Annotated in this window: 21 protein-coding genes and 1 tRNA gene; 10 read left to right on the top strand and 12 right to left on the bottom strand. The window is 58.8% G+C overall.

The window, feature by feature from the left end; genetic code table 11:
* Window positions 1–104: 104 nt before the first annotated feature.
* Entirely contained in the window at window positions 105–440 is a 336-nt protein-coding gene (locus ACR0IM_RS07065) for a hypothetical protein (protein ID WP_480681292.1), read from the bottom strand.
* 366 nt (window positions 441–806) lie between these two features.
* Between ACR0IM_RS07065 and ACR0IM_RS07060 the strand changes: the two genes are divergently transcribed.
* Window positions 807–1,067: a hypothetical protein gene (locus tag ACR0IM_RS07060; protein WP_480681290.1), complete on the top strand. Its 261-nt coding sequence runs from the start codon at window positions 807–809 to the stop codon at window positions 1,065–1,067.
* A gap of 255 nt (window positions 1,068–1,322) precedes the next feature.
* Here ACR0IM_RS07060 and ACR0IM_RS07055 read toward each other — a convergent pair whose 3' ends face one another.
* Together ACR0IM_RS07055 and ACR0IM_RS07050 are read right to left on the bottom strand one after the other, a co-directional pair.
* On the bottom strand, window positions 1,323–1,616 hold the full coding sequence (locus tag ACR0IM_RS07055; protein ID WP_480681289.1) for a hypothetical protein: 294 nt from the start codon (window positions 1,614–1,616) through the stop codon (window positions 1,323–1,325).
* Between the two features lie 470 nt (window positions 1,617–2,086).
* Window positions 2,087–2,209: a hypothetical protein gene (locus tag ACR0IM_RS07050; protein ID WP_480681288.1), complete on the bottom strand. Its 123-nt coding sequence runs from the start codon at window positions 2,207–2,209 to the stop codon at window positions 2,087–2,089.
* 523 nt (window positions 2,210–2,732) lie between these two features.
* Here ACR0IM_RS07050 and ACR0IM_RS07045 point away from each other — a divergent pair.
* The 9 genes from ACR0IM_RS07045 (at window position 2,733) to ACR0IM_RS07005 (ending at window position 10,679) form a co-directional block, all read left to right on the top strand.
* Window positions 2,733–2,906, top strand: a complete 174-nt coding sequence (locus tag ACR0IM_RS07045) for a hypothetical protein (RefSeq protein WP_480681286.1) — start codon at window positions 2,733–2,735, stop codon at window positions 2,904–2,906.
* 48 nt (window positions 2,907–2,954) lie between these two features.
* Entirely contained in the window at window positions 2,955–3,272 is a 318-nt protein-coding gene (locus tag ACR0IM_RS07040; RefSeq protein ID WP_480681285.1) for a hypothetical protein, read from the top strand.
* A 387-nt stretch (window positions 3,273–3,659) separates the two neighbouring features.
* Window positions 3,660–4,064 (top strand): SIS domain-containing protein, encoded by a 405-nt coding sequence (locus tag ACR0IM_RS07035; RefSeq protein WP_480681283.1) that lies wholly within the window; start codon window positions 3,660–3,662, stop codon window positions 4,062–4,064.
* A gap of 165 nt (window positions 4,065–4,229) precedes the next feature.
* Window positions 4,230–4,433, top strand: coding sequence for a hypothetical protein (locus ACR0IM_RS07030; protein ID WP_480681281.1), 204 nt, complete (start codon window positions 4,230–4,232; stop codon window positions 4,431–4,433).
* Complete coding sequence (nagA, locus tag ACR0IM_RS07025; protein WP_480681280.1) at window positions 4,430–5,566, top strand: N-acetylglucosamine-6-phosphate deacetylase; 1,137 nt, start codon at window positions 4,430–4,432, stop codon at window positions 5,564–5,566. The genes ACR0IM_RS07030 and nagA overlap by 4 nt, the downstream gene beginning before the upstream one ends.
* 106 nt (window positions 5,567–5,672) lie before the next feature.
* A tRNA-Gly gene (locus ACR0IM_RS07020) sits at window positions 5,673–5,747 on the top strand.
* Between the two features lie 128 nt (window positions 5,748–5,875).
* On the top strand, window positions 5,876–7,696 hold the full coding sequence (locus ACR0IM_RS07015; protein ID WP_480681279.1) for an ABC transporter transmembrane domain-containing protein: 1,821 nt from the start codon (window positions 5,876–5,878) through the stop codon (window positions 7,694–7,696).
* Window positions 7,697–7,852: 156 nt separating this feature from the next.
* Window positions 7,853–9,742, top strand: a complete 1,890-nt coding sequence (locus ACR0IM_RS07010; RefSeq protein ID WP_480681278.1) for an acyl-CoA synthetase — start codon at window positions 7,853–7,855, stop codon at window positions 9,740–9,742.
* Between the two features lie 13 nt (window positions 9,743–9,755).
* Window positions 9,756–10,679 carry an alpha/beta hydrolase gene (locus ACR0IM_RS07005; RefSeq protein WP_480590115.1) on the top strand — a complete coding sequence of 308 codons (924 nt, stop codon included), beginning with the start codon at window positions 9,756–9,758 and terminating at the stop codon, window positions 10,677–10,679.
* A gap of 4 nt (window positions 10,680–10,683) precedes the next feature.
* Here ACR0IM_RS07005 and ACR0IM_RS07000 read toward each other — a convergent pair whose 3' ends face one another.
* From ACR0IM_RS07000 to ACR0IM_RS06960, 9 genes are all read right to left on the bottom strand, one after another.
* The gene (locus ACR0IM_RS07000; RefSeq protein ID WP_480681277.1) at window positions 10,684–11,520 is read right to left on the bottom strand and encodes an alkaline phosphatase family protein; all 837 of its coding nucleotides are present in this window, start codon (window positions 11,518–11,520) and stop codon (window positions 10,684–10,686) included.
* A 142-nt stretch (window positions 11,521–11,662) separates the two neighbouring features.
* Window positions 11,663–13,300 carry an ABC transporter ATP-binding protein gene (locus tag ACR0IM_RS06995; RefSeq protein ID WP_480681276.1) on the bottom strand — a complete coding sequence of 546 codons (1,638 nt, stop codon included), beginning with the start codon at window positions 13,298–13,300 and terminating at the stop codon, window positions 11,663–11,665.
* The gene (locus ACR0IM_RS06990; protein WP_170400626.1) at window positions 13,297–14,112 is read right to left on the bottom strand and encodes an ABC transporter permease; all 816 of its coding nucleotides are present in this window, start codon (window positions 14,110–14,112) and stop codon (window positions 13,297–13,299) included. Before ACR0IM_RS06990 ends, ACR0IM_RS06995 begins: the two co-directional genes overlap by 4 nt.
* Window positions 14,112–15,068 carry an ABC transporter permease gene (locus ACR0IM_RS06985; RefSeq protein WP_480590109.1) on the bottom strand — a complete coding sequence of 319 codons (957 nt, stop codon included), beginning with the start codon at window positions 15,066–15,068 and terminating at the stop codon, window positions 14,112–14,114. Before ACR0IM_RS06985 ends, ACR0IM_RS06990 begins: the two co-directional genes overlap by 1 nt.
* A 15-nt stretch (window positions 15,069–15,083) precedes the next feature.
* Window positions 15,084–16,667, bottom strand: a complete 1,584-nt coding sequence (locus tag ACR0IM_RS06980) for an ABC transporter substrate-binding protein (RefSeq protein WP_480590107.1) — start codon at window positions 16,665–16,667, stop codon at window positions 15,084–15,086.
* Window positions 16,668–16,787: 120 nt separating this feature from the next.
* Complete coding sequence (locus ACR0IM_RS06975) at window positions 16,788–18,779, bottom strand: CocE/NonD family hydrolase (RefSeq protein ID WP_480681275.1); 1,992 nt, start codon at window positions 18,777–18,779, stop codon at window positions 16,788–16,790.
* Between the two features lie 51 nt (window positions 18,780–18,830).
* Window positions 18,831–19,934 (bottom strand): glycerate kinase type-2 family protein, encoded by a 1,104-nt coding sequence (locus tag ACR0IM_RS06970; protein WP_480681274.1) that lies wholly within the window; start codon window positions 19,932–19,934, stop codon window positions 18,831–18,833.
* Window positions 19,934–20,371 carry a D-aminoacyl-tRNA deacylase gene (gene dtd / locus ACR0IM_RS06965; protein WP_480640976.1) on the bottom strand — a complete coding sequence of 146 codons (438 nt, stop codon included), beginning with the start codon at window positions 20,369–20,371 and terminating at the stop codon, window positions 19,934–19,936. Before dtd ends, ACR0IM_RS06970 begins: the two co-directional genes overlap by 1 nt.
* Before the next feature lie 25 nt (window positions 20,372–20,396).
* Window positions 20,397–21,065 carry a nitroreductase gene (locus ACR0IM_RS06960; protein WP_480640974.1) on the bottom strand — a complete coding sequence of 223 codons (669 nt, stop codon included), beginning with the start codon at window positions 21,063–21,065 and terminating at the stop codon, window positions 20,397–20,399.
* Between the last annotated feature and the right edge of the window lie 84 nt (window positions 21,066–21,149).

The following is a 21,149-nucleotide window of genomic DNA, read 5'->3' as shown; positions in this document are numbered from 1 at the left end:
ATATGAAAAGTGTTGAATCGGATGTAGTGCGTCTTTGTGACAAGTTGTTGACAGCACTAGTTAGGACGCTGCTTGGGTCATCGGGAAAGGGGTTCTTTCAGGTTTTAAAACAAGCCAAAACCCACCCACTGCATGGTGGATGAGGGCATCGGACAAAGATCACCTTTGCGCGTAGCCGCTTCTCGGCGCAGTTGTTGGTCTTCCGGGGCGATTCGATAGGCCTTGTCGGCCGAAATGCCGAATCTCAGTTCCTGACTTTCCGCGATTGCGAGTTGACCGAACCGTTGTGCCGTTGCTGTATGGTCCCGCAACCTTGTGATGACGTTTGTGTCTCTTCTCAGTTTTTCGGCATGGTTTACGCAAACAGCCAACGGACCTTCATCGAACAGGAACAAGTCTTCGGGTTGGCTGCCGATGGTGTTCAGCCTTTCAGCAGCCATTTGGGCAGGAAGTTCCTCGACAGAGACCTCGGAAAACCGGCAACAAACTGGTTGGAGAAGTTGTTGTACAGCTCCGTCAGGTGCCGACCTGTGCCACCCGCCCGTCTTGTAGTACGACCAGCGTCATTAACTTGGTTCGGTCATGGGTGACACAAATCATGGGGATATCCAATGCTCAGTACTGGTTCGCAAATTCGATCCGCGTTCACACACAAAAGCTGGATTTGCCGCAGCCCGACAAAGACGACAAGTTTTCCGTCCTCGACCGTCAGGAAAATGTCCTTCAGGACATGCACATTGCCGAAGCTTTTTTCACGTTTGTCCAGGCCAGAGTGGGCATGATTTGTACACTTGTAGAGAAACGGGTTGACCGGCGCGGGTACCTTCATCGCCGCCCAGACAAATGGAGAGGGATTCGACGGTGTCATTCCCATGGCGCGTCAAGTCGTTGTTTACAGAATTGGTGCGCAGAAAACAGGCCTGCTCGGCGTCACTCAGTTTCTGATGGTCGGGTTCATCGGGTATTTCGATGGTACGGTCTCTGTCGGTTTTGTGGATCAGCAATCTGCCGACCTTGGTATGGCTGTTGATATCGGTCGATGCGCCCTTATTGCTAACGGTGATTGAAACGGAACCGTTGGTCCAGGCAATACCTGTCACGAGAAATGCGGCCTCTGACATCACCAAGGACCTTCTGGCCTCGTACCGACCGACCGAGCTTTTATCGAAGGCCATCTGGAACGGGCCGCGCGTCGGTGATCTGGTTCATCGTGTCCACGTAATGCACTTTACAGGCCGCGGCAGGCGAGGCGGTTTGCATCAACGCGTTTCGCAATTCCCGCTCCGGACTCGAGGATTGTTGATTCCGGTACAGGCGGAATATCAGGGTCTGCATAGATCGCATGCCTTGGCGATCAGGCGCATCCACGAGGGATGGTGGCGCAGGATATACCCTACGACCGGCTTGCGGTTCAGCCAAATGGATGTTTCGACCATGCGCCGTGCACGCCATGTCGGAAAAATCTCAGCGGCTTTGAATTTCTTGGTGTCTTCGTTCATGCCGATACAGATTTCGGTGTTGTCCGAGAAACAACAGGTGACACCCGCATCGCGGATCAACGGCTTGAATGCGCCATTCTGAAATCGGCCTTCGTATTGAAGCCCAAGATTTGCCACGACCCGGCGGGAAAGATTGCAGCCCGGTCCTTATCGGTCATTATTTTGCTAAGCGGTGAACAGCACCTGACGGCTTGCCTCGCCCTTCCATTCGTTCGGGCCGATGGCGGTGGAGATGGGGTCCGTTCTCAGTGATCTTGTCAAGTGCGGCAAAGAACTCATCCTCAGTGGTGCTGGGAACCTCATTGTGGATTTCGGCGAGGGCATTCCGGCAGATGAAACCGTGGATCGCCGAGGCCATCGGATCGCAGAAACTTACTGCGCATCATCTGTCTGTCACGCCAATTTCGCCACGTCCGAGAGATTGCTCATCGCCTCGACCTCGAACAGATCGATCAGGTGGCCGCCCCAAACAGTGCCAGAAAGATTTAGAACGGGCGGCAGGTGATCAGGTCGCCGACCGAATCCGCGTCGCGTTTCGAGTTCAGAACGGCGTTGTATTCTGCCGGGGCCGAGGGGATGAACTGATCCTAGATGCCGGGGTGTTTGGCTCCGAATGCGGGGAGTATCTGGTCCTGCCGCGGGGTCAGGTCATCGTTGCGCCAGCTTCCGTTGGTCAACGTCAAGTCCTTGGCAAATGCGATTGTGGTCATCTGGGTTGTGTCCAGCGAGGCCAGCATAAGGCTTCAGTGTGTCATTGTCCTTTGGATTTGCTTGTCGTTTTCAATTTTGTGCCAGTACGGCGGACAAAACCCCGTCGGGTACTTGCAATCGCATACAGGCATCCGTGGGCGACAAGCCCTACGCGTCACGGACGTGGTGGCCTCAGCGATCTGCGACTCGGTCAACGCGCGCCATGCGCTGACCAGATTGCATGAGGTCAGCTGTTTTTCGTCAAGGTGCAGGTGTCCCAATTGCGGGGGCATCAAGTGCCCCCGTTTGTTCGCCATAAGATATCTATGTGACACCACCTGTCCTGGTTCTTCTTTCTCCTTGAAATTTTGGAACTATTTTTGCCAATTTTCGGGAAAAAAACTGTGGCTTTCGGGGCGTGTGGGCATTCTTAGTCTTAAAAGGTGTTGTAATGGTATTGTTCTGGCCGAGTCTTGAGATAGGGCGGAATTAGCGGTTGATGGCGGCGGAAGGCGCTGCCGGGTGGCTTGTGAGGCCAATGACATGAACCGTTGTGTTGAAGCCGGGGCCGCCAATGTCTCACCCAGTTTTGACAGGGTGCTCGCGCATATTCGGGGCGGGCTTGATGCCTTGTCCCGGCAGATCGGGGCTGACATCGACGACCAGTACGTCTGGCCCGCATTGCTGGTCTTGCGGGTGTTGCCGGTGCCGCCCTAGCCTGGCGTTTAGGCGGTACGCAGGGCCTGACCTGCGCGCGGGTCGAAAATGACTGCCCCGCCGCGGAAACTGTTGGCCGATCTGCGTGGTGCGGCGGGCCTCTTGTCTTTCGCCGGGTTTGCGAGGCCTGCGCAGATCGGTGGGGTTGCTACCGCAATCTCAGCTTCCGCACAGGCTGGTAACTCTGTTGCCGTAGAGGTTTTGCAAGCCATGGCCGATTGCATCGCCGAAACCGCGAAATGGCAGGGCTGGCAATCGGGTGAGGCGATCTGCCCGGCCGGTGGCGGAATCCCGGAAAAAGCCCGCTTTATGTCCAGTTGCGTCTCCGGCTGCAAGAGGGGCTCGATACCAGAGTGCTGGCTCTGAACGCCGTGCTGCCCTCGGAACGGTAACTGGTAGAGATCACCGATCTGTCACGGGTTACCGTGCGCAAAGCGATAAAGGACTTGGTTCAGAAGGGCGTGACTGAGTAGCGGCAGGGCTCGGGCTCGTTCATTCGTGAGCGCGCGCTGCGGGTGGAGCAATCGCTGACGCATCTGACATCTTTTTCCGAGGGCATGTCGATTCGAGGTGTGCTACATCCTCGTAGTGGCAGGAGCGCGGTGTCTTTACGCCCCCCCCCCCGAAGAAGTTGAGGCGTTGAGCCTGAAAGACGGTGAACAGATTTTCCACATCCATCGCCTGCGTGAGGCCGAGTTGCTGCTGAACCTGCTCGCTGCCCCGGTCGGGCCGTCGGTCAGCTCGATCTAGGGTGTGGGTCTGCGGGTCAAGGGGCGTTGTGCCTGTCGGTGCCCGGTTGGGACAAAGCAAGGGTTTTTTAGGCATGACACGGTTCTTGAAATCCGGGGGCGGGTAATCGTCGCCATCACCAATGACGAAAGCTCGCGCCTGGCCGGGATGACCGATGCGGTGCTGCCTGTGCACGCGGGGCCGGAACTGAGCGTGGCCGCGACCAAGACTATTGTCACCTCTTTGGTGGTTGGGCTTTGGTTGCAGGCAGAGGTCAGGGGCGACAGTGAATTGTCCGGCGCGATCCAGTCCATACCGGGGCATTTGACGCGGGCCGCGCCATGTGACTGGACGGAGGTGGCCGAGGCGATAACGGGTGTGTCGCTGTTCACGCTGGGCTGCGGTCCGTCCTTTGCGATGTCCAACTAGGCCGCGCTGAAAATCAAGAAAACCTTCCAGATTCAAGCCGGAAGTTATTCGGTCGCCGAAGCCTTGCATGGGCCGGTTTCGATCGCGGAAAAGGGGCTCCCCACTATTGTCTCCACTGCATGAGATGCGGCAGAACAGATTACAGCCGATGCTGCAGATACTCTGGTGGTCAAAGGGGCTGCGGTTTTTGCGTCAACCGACAAGGCGATACGCTCTCAGAGCCTGCCAGTCACACGAACCGATCATTGGCTGACGGATCCCATTGCCACCATCACCTCTTTTTACGGTATGGTCGAGGCCGTGGCCCGCGCCGGTGGAACCGACCCTGACGCGCCGCGCCATCTGAGAAAGGCGACAGAGAAAGTATGACCTCAGGTTCAGTGACATTTCGCAATGGGGCCCTGTTTGATGGCGGGCGCCTGCATTTCGGCCAGGCGATTGTTTTTCGCGACGGTGCGCTGGCCGCGCTAGTGCCTGAGGAGCAGGCAACATCCGAAGGGCAGGTTACTGATCTGAACGGGGATATCCTATGCCCTGGGTATGTCGATCTGCAGGTCAATGGCGGCGATGGGGTGATGTTCAACGACGACCCCTCGGTCGGCACGATCCGACGAATTGCCGAGGCGCATCGCCGGTTGGGTGTGGCGTCCTTGCTGCCTACCCTGATTACAGACACGCCCGAGAAGACAAGGGCCGCCATCCAGGCCGCGATAGAGGCGGTGCATTCGGATGTTCCGGGCGTGGCCGGGCTGCACCTGGAGGGGCCGCACCTGTTTGCTGCGCGTAAGGGAGCACATGACGGGGCGCTGATCCGCCCGATGGAGGATGCAGACGTGGCGGCTCTGATCGCGGCGGCGGGGGAACTGCCGTGCCTCATGGTGACCGTCGCACCCGAATCCGTGTCCGAGCAACAGGTAAAGGTTTTATTCGATGCGGGTGTTCTGGTGTCGTTGGGCCATACCAACGCAGATTTCGCGACGTGCCAGCGTTATGCCATGGCAGGTGCGCGCTGTGTGACGCATCTGTTCAATGCCATGAGCCAACTGGGCAGCCGCGAACCGGGTCTGGTCGGTGCGGCGCTGGCCAATGGCGGCTTGTCAGCGGGGCTGATCGCCGACGGTATCCATGTTCACCCCGAGGTGATGCGCGCTGCGTGGGCCGCTAAAACCGCGCCAGGTCAAATCTTTTTGGTCAGCGACGCGATGGCCGTTGCGGGCACGGATCAGAACGCGTTCGAACTGGAAGGCCGCCGAATTGCGCGGACAGATGGGCGGTTGACGCTTGGGGACGGAACACTGGCCGGGGCCGATCTGCACCTGACTACGGCCATCCGCAATCTCGTTACTCAGGTGGGGGTGCCACTGCAGGAGGCGCTGGTCGCTGCAACGACCTATCCGGCGTCACTGATCGGCCAAACGGCTGCGCAGCCGCTGCAATATGAGTCGATGATCCGGATTTCGTCTGATCTCGACACATGTGACTGGCTTCCGGCGCAGGCGTAGCACGGCCACTATTCACGGTTCGCCAAGGCTGTGCACAGAAATTGGAATCCACCGTCGAACGGCGCTTGACGGCGTCAGGCGCATCGCTTAAACCGACCTGCGCTGAGCGGGCGTCGTATACTGGCTATTACCTCAGCCTTCCAAGCTGATGAAGCGGGTTCGATTCCCGCCGCCCGCTCCAAGTCAGCCCTGAAATTCTGCGTCAAATGGCCCTGAGAAGGGATCAATTTGCGATGCGCAGCTTGACCCGGCGGTGCGCTGCCGCCAAGAAGCGGGCAAACGAACGCGAACATGAGTTAAGGGCCAAGCATGGCAAGAAGAGCCTCAGCCAGTCCAGCACAACAATCCGCACCGGGCGCCAGCGAAGAGCGCGCGGGCTCCAAGAGAATTGGCGTTCTGGCTTCACTCTGGCCGTTCATGCGGCCATACCGGTTGTTGATGATCGGTGCGACGCTGGCGCTGGTGTTGACCGCCAGCATGACGCTGACGCTGCCGCTGGCCGTGCGCCGCGTGGTCGATAATTTCCGTATCGAAGATGGAGAACTGCTGGATTGGTACTTTCTGGCGGCGCTGGGCATTGCCGCCGTATTGGCCGTAGGCACAGGCTTGCGCTATGCGCTGGTGACCCGTTTGGGGGAACGCGTGGTGGCCGATATCCGCAAGGCGGTGTTCGATCGCGTTATCGGCATGAGCCCCGAGTTTTATGAACGCATCATGACAGGAGAGGTTCTGAGCCGGATCACCACCGACACGACCCTGATTCAGTCGGTTTTGGGCTCGTCCGTCTCTATCGCGTTGCGGAACGTGCTGTTGTTCCTGGGCGGTCTGGTGCTGATGTTGCTGACTTCGGCCAAGCTGACCGGCATGGTGATGTTGCTGATACCGATTGTGGTGGTGCCGATTCTGCTGCTGGGGCGGCGTCTGCGCGTGATCAGTCGGGAAAACCAGGACTGGATCGCGGCCTCGTCCGGCAACGCGGGCGAGGCGCTGAGCGCGGTGCAAACGGTGCAGGCCTTCACCCACGAGCAAGCCAGCCGCAAGCAGTTCGATGACATGACCGAGACCTCTTATACTGTCTCGCTGCGCCGAATTCAGACCCGCGCGGTTCTTACGGTCATCGTAATTTTTCTGGTGTTCACCGGCATCGTCGGCGTGCTGTGGATGGGTGCGAATGACGTTCGCAACGGCGTAATGACCGAAGGTGTTCTGATCCAGTTCGTGATCTACTCGATCATCATGGCGGGGTCCGTCGCAGCCCTGTCGGAAATCTGGAGCGAGTTGCAGCGCGCCGCCGGCGCGACCGAGCGTCTGGTCGAGCTGCTGAATACGCAGGACACGGTCAACGACCCGGCCAACCCGACCGCGCTGCCGTCGCCGGTTCGTGGCGAGATTCGATTTGACGATGTGACTTTCCGCTATCCGTCGCGCCCCGATGTCGTGGCGCTTGAGCATCTCACGCTTCAGGTCAACCCGGGTGAGACTGTAGCGTTTGTTGGCCCATCCGGGGCGGGTAAGACAACCGTCATCCAGATGATTCAACGGTTCTATGACCCGGCCTCGGGGCAGGTCAGGCTGGATGGCGTCGATTTGCGAGACATCGACCGGGCCGACTTCCGCCGCTATATGGCGCTGGTGCCGCAGGACCCGATCATCTTTGCCACCTCAGCGCGCGAAAACATCCGCTTTGGCCGTCTGGATGCCTCGGATGCCGAGGTCGAGGCCGCCGCCCGGGCCGCGGCTGCGCATGATTTCATCTCGGCGCTGCCCGAGGGCTATGACAGTTTCGTCGGTGAGCGCGGCGTTATGTTGTCGGGCGGGCAGAAACAGCGTATTGCCATCGCCCGCGCGATCCTGCGCGACGCGCCGGTTCTGCTGCTGGATGAGGCAACTTCGGCGCTGGATGCGGAAAGCGAACGTGCCGTTCAGGGGGCCGTAGATCAAATGCGCGCGGGCCGTACGACGCTGATCGTGGCACACCGGTTGGCGACGGTGAAAAAGGCCGACCGGATCGTAGTGATGGAGGCAGGCCAGATCGTGGCACAAGGTACCCATGACGATCTTGTGGCGCAGGATGGGCTCTATGCCCGTCTGGCGCGCCTGCAATTCACCGACGGATTGGCTGCCGAATAAAGTGACGCTGGGGCAAAACGGCTAAGTCCGCAGCGTCATTCTACCTCTTTGCTGCCTTCACAGCTAATGCCTTTCTTGAACCTGCGCGGTTTTGCTTCCATCTTGGCGTGGATACGAAACCCGTGCGGGACACGGGAGAGATAAGGGAGGAACCACATGGCCTTTGTGGGTTTGGAAGACAAGGCGAGGATGGAGCAGGAAATGTCGTGGGAGGACCGCGATGTTCCGGTCACCTTCCACCAGCTGCTGTCGCGCACAGCAGACAAGTTCCCCAACAGCGACGCGATCAGTTTTCAGCTTTTGTCCGGCCCGACCGACAAGGCCGAGACGCTGACATGGTCCGAACTGCTGGGCAAGGCCAACCAGGCCGCCAATCTGTTCCGGTCGCTGGGTGTGGGCGAAAAGGACGTGGTCGCTTACGTGCTGCCCAATTGTAACGAGACGCTGATCACCATGATGGGCGGCGCGGTGGCCGGGATCGTCAACCCGATTAACCCGCTACTGGAACCCGAACAGATCGCCGCGATCCTGCGCGAGACCGGCGCCAAGGTGGTGGTGACGCTGAAATCCTTCCCCAAGACCGATGTGGCGCAAAAGGTCGAAGAGGCGGTGCGACACGCACCCAAGGTCAATACCATTCTTGAGATTGACCTCAACCGGTATCTGACACCGCCGAAATCCTGGCTCGTGCCTTTCCTGCGCCCCAAGATGGGTGATAAGGAACATCTGGCCCATGCGGATTATAAGAATTTCAATCAGGAACTGGCCAAGCAACCCACGACGCTGACCTTCGAAGACAGCAAGGAAGACCGTGTTGCCTGTTACTTCCATACCGGCGGTACCACGGGTATGCCCAAAGTGGCGCAGCACAAGTATTCGGGTCTGATCTATAACGGCTGGCTTGGTCATACACTGCTGTTCTCGGACGAAGACGTCATCATGTGCCCGCTGCCCATGTTCCACGTGTTTGCCGTCCATGTGATCGTGATGGCGGCGGTGTCGTCGGGCGCGCATGTGGTCTTCCCGACCCCTGCCGGGTATCGCGGCGACGGCGTGTTCGATAATTTCTGGAAGCTGATCGAACGCTGGAAAGTGTCCTTCATCATCACCGTGCCCACAGCTATTGCCGCCAAGATGCAGCGCCCGGTGGACGCGGATATCTCAACCGTGAAAACAGCGTTCTCGGGCTCGGCTCCGCTGCCCGTCGAACTGTTCCGCCGCTTTGAAGAAGCCACGGGCGTGACCATCGTCGAAGGCTATGGTCTGACCGAGGCAACCTGTTTGGTGTCATGCAACCCGGTGGATGGGGAAAAGAAAATCGGCTCGATCGGGATTCCGTTCCCCTATACGGATGTCAAAATCCTACAAAACGGGCCGGACGGCCCCAAGGAATGCGATGCAGATGAGATTGGTGAGATCTGTATTTCGAATCCCGGTGTCTATGCGGGCAACACCTATACCGAGGTCGATAAGAATGTGGACCTCTATCATTTCGACAAATACCTGCGCACCGGTGACCTGGGCCGGTTTGACGAGGATGGCTATCTGTGGATTACGGGTCGTGCCAAGGATCTGATCATCCGTGGCGGACACAACATCGACCCGGCTGAGATCGAAGAGGCCCTGCTGGGTCACGACGCCGTCGCCTTTGCCGGGGCCATCGGCCAGCCCGACGCCTATTCCGGCGAAGTGCCTTGCGCTTTTGTCGAACTGGTCGACGGGGCCAGCGTGACCGAGAAGGAGCTGATGGAGTATTGCAGCGTGCATGTCCATGAGCGCGCGGCACAGCCCAAGCACATGACTATTCTGGACGAGCTGCCGAAAACCGCCGTGGGAAAGGTGTTCAAGCCTGAGCTTCGCAAACAGGCAATCACCCGCATCTATAACGGCGCGCTTGAAAAAGCCGAGTTGGATGCGCGCGTTGTCTCGGTGATCGACGATAAGAAACGCGGGCTTGTCGCGCAGCTTGACGCCAACGGTTCATCGGACGACGATGTCGGGAAAGTGCTGGGATCTTTCACCCGGCCATGGGAATGGGCTACCTGACCGCGGAGGGACAATGGATTATGAACGTCTGATCGATGAAGAAACCTGGGCGTTCATAAGGCGAACGGCTGAAAGCTATCCTGACAACGCGGTTGATCTAAAAATCGAAGATCAGCGCCGCGTCTATAACGAAATGTGTCAGGAATTTCGCCAACCCCGGCCTCCGGGTCTGGATGTGCAGGACGGGTCCGCTGATGGCGTGCCTGTCCGGGTTTATACCGCCGGAGATCCAACACGAACCGTCGTCTATTTTCATGGCGGCGGTTTTGTTGTCGGTGGGCTGGACAGCCACGACGACGTCTGCGCCGAGATTTGCACGCAGACCGGTTATCGGGTTGTTGCCGTCGACTACCGCCTTTGCCCCGAGCATGTGCATCCAGCGCAGTTTGAGGACAGCTGGACCGCTGTCAACTGGGTGGTCGCGGAATTCGAAGACCCTCTGGTTCTGGCTGGAGACAGCGCGGGGGGCAATCTTGCGGCTGCGGTTGCACATTATGGCCGCGGGCGGCTTGAGCATGTGCTGGGCCAGGTTCTGATTTACCCCGGATTGGGCGGAGATACATCAGCGGGGTCTTACATCGAACACGCGCACGCCCCGCTATTGACGCTTGAGGAAATCAAGTTCTACGAGAAGATACGCTGTGGCGGCACGGTTCCGCACAATGACCCGACCTTTGCGCCCTTGTGCGATACGAATTTCTCGAACTTGCCACCGACCATTGTCGTGACGGCGGATTGTGATCCGTTACGCGATGACGGGCCGATCTATTGCGAGCAGATCACAGCAGCTGGAGGACGAGCACAATGGATCAACGAACCCGGACTCGTGCACGGTTATCTGCGGGCGCGAACCTCGGTGAAGCGCGCCGCAGACAGTTTTGAACGGATTTCGATCGCTATCGAAGCGTTGGGCCAAGAGGTTTGGCCCTACGACTGATCCCCTATTTCAGGAATGACACGGCCTTCATCGTTTCGGCAATCGGTGCGCCCATGCGGTTCAAGATCGTGGGGGCCAACTGTAGCTGGTCGATCACAGCGTCCACCTCGGGGCCTTTGGCATCGCCAAAGTAATACAGCGCGGTTTCCTGCTGCAACGGGCTGCGTCCGCCGTGGTGGCCGCGCTCATCCTGGCCGTGGTCGGCGGTGACGATGACCTCGTAGCCCAACTGCCGCCAGCGGGGGATGAAAGGGGCCAGCATTTCGTCCGCAACGAAACAGGCGTGGTCCATCTCTGGACAGTCGTGGTGGAATCGGTGCCCCATACTGTCCAGTGTGCAGGTGTGCAGGATGCCGTAATCCAGACCGAAACGCAGGCAAAGGTTGGTCAGAGACGCGAACAGGTCCACATCACAGGGCGTCATCTGATTGGCATTGCCGTAGCCCGTCATGGAGTGGAACCGGCCGTGGTTGATGGTCTTGCTGTCGGGCTCGTCATATTCGACATCGCGGACGTAATCGAACGGGTGGCGGTTGAAGAATTGCGACCAATAGCTGTGGGTGACCGCGCCGGTCACGCCGCTGGCCTCACGCACTTGGCTGAAAACGTCCTTATGGCTGAGGCGGAAGACATTGCCATTGCCGGTACAGCCATGCTCCTGCGGTGTAACGCCGGTGTGGATCGAGGCATAGCAACTGGCCGAGGTCGACGGAAGCACCGAACGCAGTTTCCAGACCTGCGCCTCGCCACTGTCGACCCAGCCTTCGAGGTTGCCGAACAACCGGCGAAAGTTGCGCCACGGGACGCCGTCCAGAATGATAAGGAGGAGTTTGCGGTCCATATTCTGACCCTTTTCTTTAACACTTCAGGCGAGCCTAGGGGATTCGCAAAGTATGGGCTGCCAATTCGCGCCCCGAATTGCAAAATCCCGACACCTGTTTTTGACACGTGCCGGGATTTCGAAGCTTTTATGGGGACGGGGATCAGTTCCCGGCGCTCTCCATTTTGCGGTGGGCGACCACCTCTTCCAGCCAGCCCAGATGCATCTCGGGCACCGAGCTGAGCAACAGGTCGGTATAGTCGTCGAACGGTGGGCTCAGCACCTCGCTCTTAGACCCGTACCGCGCCACGCGGCCCTGATACATCACTGCGATGCTGTCACTGATCGCGCGCACCGTCGCCAGATCGTGGGTGATGAACAGGTAAGCCACATCCTCGATCTGCTGTAGATCCAGCAACAGCTTGAGGATGCCGTCCGCCACCAGCGGGTCCAACGCCGAGGTGACCTCGTCACAGATGATCAACTTGGGCTTGGCCGCCAGCGACCGCGCGATACAGACGCGCTGTTTCTGACCGCCAGACAGCTCTGCCGGATAACGATCGATGAACTTTTCGCCCAGTTCGATCTCATCCAGCAACTCGATGACCCGCTTGCGCTTTTCGGACCCGCGCAGGTTGAAGTAGAACTGCAACGGGCGGCCGATGATTGTGCCAACGGTCTGACGCGGGTTCATCGCAGTGTCTGCCATTTGATAGATCATCTGCAGCTCACGCACGTCTTCGCGGGAACGCCCTTTCAAATCGCGGCTCAGCTTGCGTCCGTTAAAGGTGATCTCTCCATCGCGCGGGGGCAACAGGCCGGTGATCACACGAGCCAGCGTGGACTTGCCAGAGCCGGATTCACCCACGACCGCCAGTGTCTGCCCCGGATGAAGCTCGACATTGACGTTGTGCAGCACGTCGAAGTTCAGACCCTTGTAGCGCGCGGTGATACCATCAACGCTCAGCACCGGTTCCGGTGTGGGCTTTTTCTCTTCGTGCTCAATCGACCGCACCGAGACCAGCGCCTTGGTATAGTCTTCCTGCGGGTTGTTGATGATCTGATCGGTGTTGCCGTATTCGACCGTATTGCCCATCCGCAGCACCATGATGTCGTCGCTCACCTGCGCCACAACTGCCAGATCGTGGGTGATGTAAAGCGCGGCAACGCCGGTCGCTGCGATGGCTTCCTTGATAGCCATCAAAACATCGATCTGAGTGGTCACGTCCAAGGCTGTGGTGGGTTCGTCGAACACCACCAGATCAGGCTCGGGGCACAGTGCAAGCGCCGTCATGCAACGCTGCAACTGACCGCCCGAAACCTGGTGCGGGTAGCGATCACCGATATTGTCCGGGTCAGGCAGACCCAGCTTGGCGAACAGCTCACGCGCGCGGCCTTCGGCCTCTTTGCGGGAGAATTTCTTCTGTTCGACTGCCGCTTCGACCACCTGATCCATGATCCTTTTGGCCGGGTTGAACGACGCGGCGGCGGATTGGGACACATAGGTGACCTCACCCCCGCGCAGTTTGCGGATATCCCCATGAGATGTTTTGAGGATATCGCGCCCGTTTACCCAGACCTCGCCGCCGGTGATTTTCACACCACCCCGACCATAGGCCATCGAGGCCAGACCGATGGTGGACTTGCCAGCCCCGGATTCACCGATCAGCCCCAGCACCTTGCCGCGTTCAAGGTCAAAGCTGACCCCGTGCACGATTTCGATGTCATGGGGCTTTTCGCCCGGTGGATAGACGGTCGCGCCGATCTTGAGGTCGCGGACCTTGAGAAGGACATCACTCATCCCCGGCCTCCTTTCAGCGATGTGGTACGGTTCAGGACCCAGTCAGCCACAAGGTTGACCGAGATGGCCAGCGTCGCGATGGCCACAGCGGGGTACAGCGCCGCGCCGATGCCATAGACGATGCCGTCCTTGTTTTCCTTCACGATGCCGCCCCAGTCCGCCAGCGGTGGCTGAACGCCCAGGCCCAGAAACGACAGGGTCGAGATGAACAGGACCATGAAGATGAACCGCAGCCCGAATTCAGCGACCAGAGGCGACAGGGCGTTGGGCAGGATTTCCCGGAAGATGATCCAGCCGCGACCTTCACCGCGCAGTTTGGCGGCTTCGACATAGTCCATCACGTTGATGTCTACGGCGACAGATCGCGACAGGCGATAGGGACGCGTGGCGTCCAGCAGGCCCATTACAAGGATCAGGATCGGAACGGTCACCGGAACAATCGCCAAGATAACCAGCGCCAGAATCAGCGTCGGGATCGACATGACCAGATCAACCGCCCGGCTGAGCACCTGATCGGCCCAACCGCCCAGCACGGCCGCTAGCAGACCCAGAGAGGTGCCGGTGACAAAGCTGAGGATCGTGGCTGCTGCGGCGATAAAGATGGTCGTGCGGCCACCGTAGATCATGCGGGTCAACAGATCGCGCCCGATATTGTCGGTGCCCAGCAGGTGCTCGGCGCTTGAGGGTTCCCATACATCGCCGACCACTTCGGCCATGCCGTAGGGCGCAATCAGCGGTGCGGTGAATGCCACGAAGAAGTAAAGCCCGGTGAAAAACAGACCGATCATGGCCGAAATAGGAATATTCTTCATCATTTCGGATGCCTCAGTCTTGGGTTGGCCAGGATCGACACGATATCGGCCACCATGTTCAGCCCGATATAGACAGCGGCGAAGACGACACCGCAGGCCAGAACGACCGGCACGTCACGTTTGGTCACCGAATCCACCAAGTATTGCCCCATGCCGGGGTAGACGAACACCACCTCGACCACGACGACTCCCACGACCAGATAGGCCAGGTTCAGCATCACGACGTTGACAATCGGGGAGATTGCGTTGGGAAAGGCATGACGTGCAATGACCTGAAAGTTCGACAGGCCCTTTAGTTCGGCTGTCTCGATATATGCCGACTGCATCAGGTTCAGGATTGCAGCACGGGTCATTCGCATCATCTGCGCCAGAACCACCAGAGTCAGCACGAAAGCCGGTAACGCGATGGTATAGAGCTTTTCCCCGAAGGACATTGAATCATTGATCATAGCAAGCGAAGAAAACCATCCCAGTTTCACCGAGATGAAGTAGATCACCAGGTAGCCGATTAGGAATTCTGGGATCGACACTGTTGTAAGCGTGACGGCAGAGATCAATTTGTCCGGCCAGCGGTCGCGGTACCGGACGGCCAGCAAGCCCAGAAAGATGGCAAGCGGAACGGAGACGACAGCCGCCACACAGGCCAGAAACAGCGTGTTCCCTAGCCGTTTTCCAATGCTTTCCGCGATATCGAGTTTGTTGGTCAGGGACTGACCCAGATCACCCTGAAGAATGCCGCCCAGCCACTCGAAGTAACGGGTCAGGGCAGGGCGGTTGAGGCCCATCTCTTCGCGCAGGTTTGCCAAAGATTCGGGGGTTGCGGATTGACCAAGGACGGCTTGCGCGGCGTCCCCTGGAAGAGCTTCGGTGAGGCCGAAAATCAGAGCCGATGCGCCGAAGAGAAGCAGGAGACCCAGCGCAAGGCGCTGGGAAACCAGTTTGATGATGGGATGCATTGTCCTTGGCCTGTATTAGGCAAACCACATTTTTCGTGTGGCCTGGCCACCCATCAGTTCATCATACGGATCCGGCTCCCAACCAGCCAGTTGGTCGCTGACACCGTCAATGAACTGGTTGAACATCGGACAAATCAGGCCGCCTTCTTCGTTAAGCAGTCGACCCATCTGAGAGTAGATCTCTTTTCGCTTGGCGGTGTCGAGCTCACCTTTCGCCTGATTCAGCATATCGTCGAACTCGGGCCGTTTCCAACGTGTGTCGTTCCAGTCGGCGGTCGAGAGATACGCTGTGGTATACATCTGATCCTGCACGGGACGGCCCGTCCAGTAAGAGGCGCAGAACGGTTGGACATTCCAGACCTCGGACCAGTAGCCATCACCCGGCACACGTTCGATCACAAGTGGGATACCGGCCTGATTTGCCGTCTGCTGGAAGAGCGCCGCAGCGTCCACCGCACCCGGGAATGCAACATCCGAGGTGCGCAGAACGATCGGTGATCCGTCGTGGCCGGACTTCTTGTAATGCTCGGCCGCCTTTTCAAGATCGAACGGGCGCTGTGGGATTGTATCGTCAAACAGCGGGTAAGCCGCATTGATCGGCATGTCGTTGCCAACAGACCCATAACCCTGCAGGATCTTTTCAACCAGCTCTTCGCGGTTGATCGCATATTTCAGAGCCAGCCGCAGGTCTAGATTGTCGAACGGAGCGGTATCCGAATGCATGATGAATACGTAATGTCCGCGACCCGTCGTGGGCTGCACGCTCAGACCCGGAGCGCGGCCCAGAAGGCCAGCGACCTTGGGCTCAACCCGGTTGATCAGGTGAACCTGACCGGACTGAAGCGCCGCGGTACGTGCGGTTGCATCGTTGATGGCAATAATTTCGACACTGTCAAAATGGCCGTCATCCGCCCAGTAATTGTCGAACTTCGTGTAAACGTGACGCACACCTGGCTCGTTTACTTCCATCTTGTATGGCCCTGTGCCGATACCCGCGCCCGGATTATCGAGGCCACCGTCCGGCTGAATAATCAGGTGATAGTCTGCCATGAGATAAGGCAAATCAGCATTTGGGCTGTTCAACGTGACTGAGAACACGTCGCCGTCTGTCTTCATGGACTCGATCTCTTTCATGATGCCCAGGGCACCGGATTTCGAGTTCTCGTCCGAATGGCGTTGCATTGTTTTTAGCACGTCTTCGCTAGTCAGCGTCTTGCCGTTGTGAAATTCAACGCCGGGACGAATTTTGAAGTTCCAAACCTTGGCATCCGCGCTGGCTTCCACGCTTTCGGCCAGACGTGATTCAATCGAACCGTCCGGCGCTACAACCACCAGCGTGTCACCGAATTGGCGACCGTTGAGCGCGGGCACTTGGCTGGCGTAAGTTGCGGGGTCCAGCGAGTTAGTCGATTCGCCACCGACAGAGCCAATCTTCACGTCGCCGCCCTGTTTCGGGCCAGCCGCGCGCGCGGCGTCTGCAAATATGGTGCTGGCCATGGCTGCAGAAACACCCAAAGCCGCTGCTTTCCCCATGAATTCGCGGCGGGTGAGCTTGCCAGCTGTGACCTGTTTGGTCATGTGAGTGATTTGTTCGTTCATTATGGTCTCCCAGTTGATTGGATTGTTGCCCTTTTGGGCTTTTTATTGACGCATGAGTCAAAGTAGGCGGAATTCGGTCGGACGGGCAAGAACAAATGTCTGACACTTGAGCGACCCGCATCACATTTGGTCACGAGGTACGGTATTCCCCAATTGCTTAGTCGAAACTAGTTTTTCGGCCTCAAAAGCATCCATGCGGGCCTTGAGGAAAAAGGAATTCTGATCCGCCCACATCTCGCAGGAGGTCTCTTTGCGCAGGTCGATACCGTTCCGGCTGATTTCTTGTGTCCATTTGCAATATCCCCGAGCAGAGAGGGGATCATCCGGGTGAATTGTCCAGCGTTCATACGCCGTTCCACCATGTGTCAGGCTGTGGTTATTGTTGGTGACCAGACCAAAATCATCCTCGATGATCAGGTGGGTTTCGCCCGAGTTCATGTCCATTTCCACCCGCCGCGAATTGTTCGGCGCACGCAGGGATGACTGACCCAAGGCCGGGGCCGACTCGGGCGGCGGAAACGTGTGTTCGTCATCAACGGACGGGCGTTGCGGTATGGTGATGTCACCTTGCGTCAGGTGCAGTTCGGTACGTTCTGGCGACGGCCAGATCAGCGGCAAATATGCGCTGGAGATTGCGACTCGCAGCCTGTGTCCCTTGGGCACGCGATAGGCAATGTGATCCAGTTTCAGCGCAACGTCATACACGGCGCCTGGTGTCGGCGGCGTTGGTTCCGCATGGCTGTCGCGATGCGACAGGTTCAGCACACCATAGGTAATGCGTGTCGAAGCCCCATCAGGGTGCACATGGTTCAGCCGGACAGCAATCTGCGCCTGCGGGCGGTCGGTGCTCAGACGCAGGCGGATGCGCGGCGCGCCCACGATGTCCATGTCTTCAGCCAGCGATGCGCCATCGAAACAGGCCGAAAGCGCATCTTCCGAGCGCTGATCTCCGGGCATGTCAGGACCCAGCCAGGTGGCGCAATACTCTCCGCCCTCCATGCCGCAGGTTTGCGGGGACTGCACCCGAATGTCCAGTGGGCCGTCCTGCCCCAAACCGGCATCGGACAAGCCCAGCGTCAGGCCGGGCAGGTGGGACGTGGCGCCATCAGCCTCGGCTATCCAGCGCCCCGGCCGTTCGTTGTACCCGCGCTGCGGCCGCACGCCATCCATCAGATAGGCACGAAAATCCGGGTCGTTTTCGACGCCGGTATCGACACCTTTCAGCCAGTGATCCCACCAGCGCAGAGCTTCCTGCAGGAATCCGATCCGCAGTTCGGGCACCGCGAAATGAGGGTATTTATGCACCCAAGGCCCAACGATCCCTTTGACCGGGGCTTTCAGCTGCTCAACCAACAAAGGCACTGTGTTTTTATAGGCATTCCCCCAGCCACCGATGGCCAGGGTCGCCGCCTGAATCGCACTAAAATTTTCGCAGACCGAGCTGTGCCGCCAATATTTGTCCCGCCGTTGGTGGCGCAGCCAGACCGAGGGTGGAAACGGCTCATGCTCCAGCCGTTCCAGCCACAACTCACGCCAGTTCGACCGCAGCTCCGGGTCCGGCGGTCGGGAAGAGTACGACCACATCGTCGCGCCCCAGCCCAGGTTCTCGTTCAGCAGGCAGCCACCTTTTAAATGGATGTCGTCCGCACAGCGGTCGGCAGTGGAACACAGGGTGATGATCGCCTTCAGCGGTTCGGGCTGCAGCACCGCGACCTGAAGCGCGTTGAACCCGCCCCAACTGATCCCCATCATTCCAACCGAACCTGTACACCAGCGCTGCTGCGCCAGCCAATTGATCGTTGCGACGGCACCGTCAAGTTCTTGCTGGTTGTATTTGTTCTCCATCAGCCCTTCGCTGTCGCCATTGCCGCGCATGTCGACGCGGATGCAGGCACAACCGCGCTCGGTGAACCACGGATGAGTCAGCGCGTCGCGCACTGTCGTTCCATCGCGCTTGCGATAGGGCAGGAATTCCAGAATGGCTGGGACGGGGTTGTCCGTTGCATCCGTCGGACGCCAGACGCGCGCGGACAAGCGGCAACCATCAGGCATCTCAATGCCGACGTCGGGATGGTCTTCGATGGTGCGTAGCGCGTTGGCTGGCGGCGTCATTTCAACACTGTCCGGGGGAATTACAAATCAGGTTGGGTCAAAATCGTCAGTTCAATCGCGGATTGCGACAAGCAGATCCATTACGTTCGTTCCCGTCGGCCCCGTCACCAGCAATGCGCCTGCGCGATCCAGATAGCTGCCACTATCGGCCTGCTGCAGAGCCTGTTCCGCGCCTTCCCCCCAAGTGGCGCCGTCAATGATCGCTCCGGCCGCATCGGTTGGGCCGTCTGTGCCATCTGTTCCACCCACGACCACGGTGAGTCCCTCGGTTCCGGCAATCTCACGGGCCAGTGCCAGCGCCAGCCCCTGATTTCGCCCACCGCGCCCCGGGTTCTCGGGCAGGACAACCGTCGGCTCTCCGCCAAAGACCATGACGCCGCTTGGCATGGATCGGATACGCGCGCCCAGAGATTTGGCGACGTTCAGAAAGTCGTCGTGCAGGCATTCTTCGTTGGAAAGAACCGTCAGGCCTTCGTCCTGCGCCAATTCCGTAGCGGCCGCGCGAGCATGTGCATTTGACGCCACGATCTGCGTTGTTGCCTCAAAGTCGTAGCTGTCCGGCAACGCTCCGATCCCCGAGCCGACAACATTCAGATCATCCCCGGGCACATCCGAGATTGCCAGAACGGTCGCTGTTTCTCCTTTGAAATGAGACAGCAGGCCACCGCCTTTGATCCGCGATAGCTTGCGACGTTCAGCGTTCATGGCTGTGATGTCCAGCCCTTCGGCCAGCAGCTTCTTGTTCAGCTGTTCAAGATCGGACAGGGTTTTGCCCGGCAGCAAATCCTCGGCCAGCGAGGATGCCCCACCGGAAACCAGCAAGAGCAGATGCGAGCCGGGCTGCATGGTTTCGACCGCTTCACGAAGGGCTTGACCGCCCTGAAGGCTGCGACTGTCGGGAACCGGGTGAGAGGCCTCGATCACCGTCACATGTTCCGGCAGGTCGCGCCCGTGATCGTCCTTGGTGACCACAAGTGTCGGGCGAGGGCCAAAATGCTCTAACGCAGCGCGTGCCATGGCCGCTGCGGGTTTGCCTACGGCCAGAATCTGGTCGGGTGCGGGGACATCGTGCAGCACTTTGCTGGTTGCAGCGTGGCCGCCCACTGCATCGACGCCGGCCTGCCAGATGCGAATTGCCTGTTCTTTTTTGTCCATCAGCTTTCCATCCAAATTGTGACCGGTCCGTCGTTGACCAACTCTACCGCCATATCCGCCCCGAATTCACCGGTTTCGACCGGCACGCCATGCGCAACAAGTCGCTGGGCAAAAACCTCATACAGGTGCTTGCCAAGATCCGGTGCGGCGGCTTCCGAAAAGCCTGGCCTGTTGCCGCGCGATGTATCGGCGGATAGCGTGAACTGGCTGATAACCAAGGCGGATCCTTCGATATCTTTCACCGAGAGATTCATTTTCCCTGCGTCATCCTTGAAAATCCGCAGTTTTGAAACCTTGGCAGCCAGTTGATCCGCCTTGATCTCGTCATCGCCTTGCATTGCGCAGACCAGGATCGTCAGCCCGGGCCCGGTCTGGCCGATAACCTGACCGGCCACCGATACGCTGGCGCGTGAAACTCGTTGTACTACTGCGCGCAAATTTATTCTCCGCTAAGTGCGTTTGTTATCCGACCCATTCGACGATCTCACCCAGATCGGCGCGATCGGTGCGAAAGCCATTGGCTGGATGGTCCTTATCTGCATAGCCAAAAGAAATCGCGCATAAAATCACTCGGTCATCCGGGATGTCGAAATAGCGGCGTAGGAACGGGCTGTAAGTAGCCACCGCTGCTTGTGGGATCGTGGCCACGCCCCGAGCCTGAGCAGCCAGTGAAAACGCTGTAACGAACCCGCCGCAATCCAGCGCGCCATAAGCCCCAAGCTCTTTCGGGCTGGTGATGATGGCACAATGCGGTGCGCCGAACAGAGAGAAATTCTCCATCATCTGCTGGGTCGAGGCCGCGCGGTCGCCGCGTTCCACGCCCACTGCCTCATACAAAGCCCAGCCGCACGCGCGGCGGCGGTCCTGATAGACCCCAGTGTAGGAGGTCGGAAACGGCAGGTCCGGGGCAGGTGTGCCTGTAGTCGCTTCTTTCTGCAGTGCCGCTCGAAACCGGTCGGTTTCTTCGCCGCTGGTGAGGATCACGTGCCACGGTTGGGCATTGCACCAGCTGGGTACACGCGCGGCGCTGGTCAGGATTTGTTCGATCTGCTCCTTCGGAACCGGGTCGGGAAGGAATGCCCGACACGAATATCGTGCTGTCAGCAAGTGGTTCAGATCGGATAGTTTCACACAAGCCTCCCCGCTCGGCGTTGACGCGTCGCAGAGTGGCGTCTGATCAAGCGGAGTTCAAGCGCCAACAATTGCGGATTTCGA

The organism is Ruegeria sp. BF6 (assembly GCF_056538665.1).
Note: the sequence above shows the minus strand (reverse complement) of the source record. Positions and strands in the feature narration are given on the sequence as shown.

Bases quoted from the DNA above. Each gene is read 5' to 3' on its own strand.
- ACR0IM_RS07065 (WP_480681292.1), bottom strand. From the start codon at position 440: ATGGCTGCTGAAAGGCTGAACACCATCGGCAGCCAACCCGAAGACTTG.
- ACR0IM_RS07050 (WP_480681288.1), bottom strand. From the start codon at position 2,209: ATGACCACAATCGCATTTGCCAAGGACTTGACGTTGACCAACGGAAGC.
- ACR0IM_RS07045 (WP_480681286.1), top strand. From the start codon at position 2,733: ATGAACCGTTGTGTTGAAGCCGGGGCCGCCAATGTCTCACCCAGTTTT.
- ACR0IM_RS07040 (WP_480681285.1), top strand. From the start codon at position 2,955: ATGACTGCCCCGCCGCGGAAACTGTTGGCCGATCTGCGTGGTGCGGCG.
- nagA (WP_480681280.1), top strand. From the start codon at position 4,430: ATGACCTCAGGTTCAGTGACATTTCGCAATGGGGCCCTGTTTGATGGC.
- ACR0IM_RS07015 (WP_480681279.1), top strand. From the start codon at position 5,876: ATGGCAAGAAGAGCCTCAGCCAGTCCAGCACAACAATCCGCACCGGGC.
- ACR0IM_RS07010 (WP_480681278.1), top strand. From the start codon at position 7,853: ATGGCCTTTGTGGGTTTGGAAGACAAGGCGAGGATGGAGCAGGAAATG.
- ACR0IM_RS07005 (WP_480590115.1), top strand. From the start codon at position 9,756: ATGGATTATGAACGTCTGATCGATGAAGAAACCTGGGCGTTCATAAGG.
- ACR0IM_RS07000 (WP_480681277.1), bottom strand. From the start codon at position 11,520: ATGGACCGCAAACTCCTCCTTATCATTCTGGACGGCGTCCCGTGGCGC.
- ACR0IM_RS06995 (WP_480681276.1), bottom strand. From the start codon at position 13,300: ATGAGTGATGTCCTTCTCAAGGTCCGCGACCTCAAGATCGGCGCGACC.
- ACR0IM_RS06990 (WP_170400626.1), bottom strand. From the start codon at position 14,112: ATGAAGAATATTCCTATTTCGGCCATGATCGGTCTGTTTTTCACCGGG.
- ACR0IM_RS06985 (WP_480590109.1), bottom strand. From the start codon at position 15,068: ATGCATCCCATCATCAAACTGGTTTCCCAGCGCCTTGCGCTGGGTCTC.
- ACR0IM_RS06980 (WP_480590107.1), bottom strand. From the start codon at position 16,667: ATGAACGAACAAATCACTCACATGACCAAACAGGTCACAGCTGGCAAG.
- ACR0IM_RS06975 (WP_480681275.1), bottom strand. From the start codon at position 18,779: ATGACGCCGCCAGCCAACGCGCTACGCACCATCGAAGACCATCCCGAC.
- ACR0IM_RS06970 (WP_480681274.1), bottom strand. From the start codon at position 19,934: ATGGACAAAAAAGAACAGGCAATTCGCATCTGGCAGGCCGGCGTCGAT.